We start from the raw sequence: 3,246 nt of genomic DNA on the forward strand, positions 1-3,246 counted from the left end.
ATTTTGACCGTTCAAATAATTAAAAGTATAAGTAATTAAACCAATAGTATCATCACCAACCATTAGAATAATAAAAACAAACATTAACATAATCAATGCATATGGCATAAAATATATTTTAAATTTTGTTGATGTAGATGAAAGCATTGAAAAATATTATTTTCTTCAAATAGAAATTATTTAATATTATATTTTATAAAAATTTAACCAATAAAAGGAGCTATTTTATGTTAACTATTAATGAATGTTACCTCGAATTTGTCAATAAAATCTTAAAGCAAGGAAAAGAAACTTATAAGGACTCAAATCATCACCTGATTGAAAGTCTCGGAAACTTCTATATAATTGACGACCCATTCAATCTAAAGTTCAGGGCAAAATACCAGCATTACACTACTGAAATGTTATTATCCGACATAAAGAACGGAAAATTCGATGTAGAAGGATGTCCGATGAAAAGCGATGCACTATATGAATATGTAAAATCAGCTGAAAATCCGGATGATCAGGGATTTGTATACACCTATCCGAATCGTATTTATGCACATTTCGACATTGACCAGTTCAACACAATGAAACAGAGAATATTAACTGCAACCGGATCAAACAGGGCAGTGGCAGTTACAATCGACCCGGAACTTGATGCTGAAAGAGAGGATATCCCGTGCCTTCAGTTCCTGCAATGCATCGTGCGTGACAACGAACTGACCATACACTGCATTTTCAGAAGCAATGATATTTTCGGCGCATTCTACTCCAACATGTATTTCATCGCATATCTAGGCTTGAAAATGAAAGAGGAAGTTAACAAAGAAATAGTCGGTGAAAAATTAAACTTCGGTGGAGTACATTACCACTCAACATCAGGCCATATCTACAACACCGATTTAAAAGCAGCACGCAATCTTATTAAAGTTAATAAATAAGGTTTCAATAACCTTATTTAACTGTTATTTTATTTGTATTTTTTAAACTACCATAGCTTGTAGTTATTGTGAATTTTCCTTTTACTGAATTGACCTTTATTTTAAAGGTAGCTATTCCTTTCTTATTTGTTTTAGTTTTATAGATCTTTCCCTTGAATTTAACTGTGATTTTTTTACTTTTCAAGACTTTTCCTTTGGAATTTAAAAGCTTAACGTTGAACTTGAATGTCTTGGATTTTTTGACCGCCATGTTTTTGGTTATGAGTGTCGGCTTTATGACAATCTTGTTTGAAACCTTAAATGACTTGTAAGTAGATGTTATTGTATAGGTTTTTGCTTTTGCAGATATCTTTAATGATGCATAACCATTGGAATTTGTGTATCTGTAAAATGTTTTGCCGTTGAACTTGATTGTTACCTTAACTCCTTTTGCAACATTGCCATGGTCATCATAGGCTTTAACCTTATAATATTTGCCTGCACCATAATACATTGTCACGTCACTGGCAGTCAAACGTGAAACAACATTGATTGATTGTGTCTTAACTTCACTGGTTGGTAAATTTGTAACAACGACATCATATTTTCCTTTAGCCAAATCAATATTATGGGATATTTCTCCATTATCATCAGTAACCAGACTGCATACCTTATTGTTTATTTTGAGAGTAATATTTGTATTTTTTAATAAGTTGCCTTTGGCATCACGGAAAACAGCAGAATATTTTGCATTGTAAGTATATTTAACATCATTTGGCAATTCTATTGTTGACTTGATTGTTATTGTTTTAGAGAGATTGGACTTTAGATATTTACTGTTTCCATTGAATGAAACGTAAATTTTCTTATCGCCAGGATTAGAACTGAACTTAACTAATCCAACACCACTTCCATTGGTAGTGACATCATACAATTTTCCATCAATATTTACCGAAAGCTTGCATCCTGAAACTTCATGTCCGAATTCGTCCACTAAGGTTATAGGGCATGAAATTTGACTGTCAAAGTAGAAGAAATCATCACAGTAAATTTTGGTAGCTTTCTTATCAACGGTGAAATCAGATGTTGCTTCATCAGACTTATAAATATAACTATCCATATATGCATTAATTTCATATTTTCCAGGATCAAGATTTTCCAATATTAAAATGGCCTGACCATTATCTGATTTAACTGAATAAGGATTATTATTAAGTTTAATTACCACATAATCTGAAACAGGTTTTGAAATAGTGACCATAATTGTATGGACATTTTTCACAACACTCACATCCACAGACAAATCCACACTTGTCTTGGATACGTTCAAGGATATTGAATTGGAAGAATCGCCATAGTAACCACCATCATCTTCATATTTGGCACTAACCATATTGGTTCCAAAGCTTTTGAATAGATACTCCAAACTGGCCACTCCGTTTTCTACCTTGACTTTGCTTTCAACATTATTTATGATAAAAGTGACATATCCTCTATTGACCAAATTGGAATCCAAATCCCTAACGGTACAGCTTATATTAACAGGATTGAATACATTGACTGTATCAAAATTAAATTCCAAATAAGTCTTTATAGCTGAAATATCAAAGTAATCATAGACGGAATTGGATTTATATAAATAAGAATCATCCGCATATGTGGCAACTATTTTATTATAACCAAAACGTTTGAAATTATATTTCAAGCTAGCCAAACCGTTTTTGACATCTACAGTAAAATCACTTCCCTCCACATTGAAAGTAACTTTACCACAATTCACAGAAAATCCATCCTTATCAACCACTTCTGCAGTAATGACAACAGGATTGTAGTTATTGTCAACGGACAGATAAATTGAAATATCCTTTATCTCAATTTCCTTAGACAATGTCTTTTTTGAAGAAGCGTAACAGTATAAGTCATCATAACTGACTACAATATTTTTTAATCCACCGGATTTGAAAATATGAGTCAAGTTAGCCTCCCCATCATTCACCTTAACCTTATAGTCCTCACCATCAACATTAAAAGTAACCATTCCGCTTTCTACCCTATTACCGTTTTTGTCCAAAACCAATGCATTGATTTCGAAAGGATTATTTTTTGAAGATGAAACGTTTAGATTTATTGATGTGTTGACCGGCTTGTCGGAAACCATTATGAAATTGCTTGACTGATTATAACCGACTTCACTGAATCTTGCATAAAATTTATTTATTTGATTCTTAATGAGCAAAGCATTGAATTTGGCAATGCCATTTGCAATTTTAACAGTATAATCCAAACCGTTGATTGTGAATGTCACATTTCCACTTTTTACTAAATTGCCGTATTCATCAAA

3 protein-coding genes (1 of these 3 only partly in view) are annotated in these 3,246 nt (G+C 32.3%); 1 reads left to right on the forward strand and 2 read right to left on the reverse strand.

Annotated elements, in window-relative coordinates; all coding sequences use genetic code 11:
- Positions 1-227: 227 nt before the first annotated feature.
- Positions 228-926, forward strand: coding sequence for a thymidylate synthase (locus QZ143_RS09175; protein WP_292883470.1), 699 nt, complete (start codon positions 228-230; stop codon positions 924-926).
- 13 nt (positions 927-939) lie between these two features.
- On the opposite strand, the gene QZ143_RS09180 is transcribed toward QZ143_RS09175, so the two are convergent.
- Together QZ143_RS09180 and QZ143_RS09185 are read right to left on the reverse strand one after the other, a co-directional pair.
- The gene (locus QZ143_RS09180; RefSeq protein WP_292883473.1) at positions 940-3,210 is read right to left on the reverse strand and encodes an Ig-like domain-containing protein; all 2,271 of its coding nucleotides are present in this window, start codon (positions 3,208-3,210) and stop codon (positions 940-942) included.
- A 14-nt stretch (positions 3,211-3,224) separates the two neighbouring features.
- Positions 3,225-3,246 carry the final stretch of a C1 family peptidase gene (locus QZ143_RS09185; protein WP_292883476.1) on the reverse strand. It continues 2,504 nt past the right edge of the window, so the window shows 22 of its 2,526 coding nt (coding positions 2,505-2,526); the start codon falls outside the window, past its right edge; the stop codon is at positions 3,225-3,227.

Origin of the sequence: Methanobrevibacter sp. UBA188 (assembly GCF_905234905.1) — an archaeon.
In the GTDB taxonomy this organism is placed as follows: Archaea; Methanobacteriota; Methanobacteria; order Methanobacteriales; family Methanobacteriaceae; genus Methanocatella.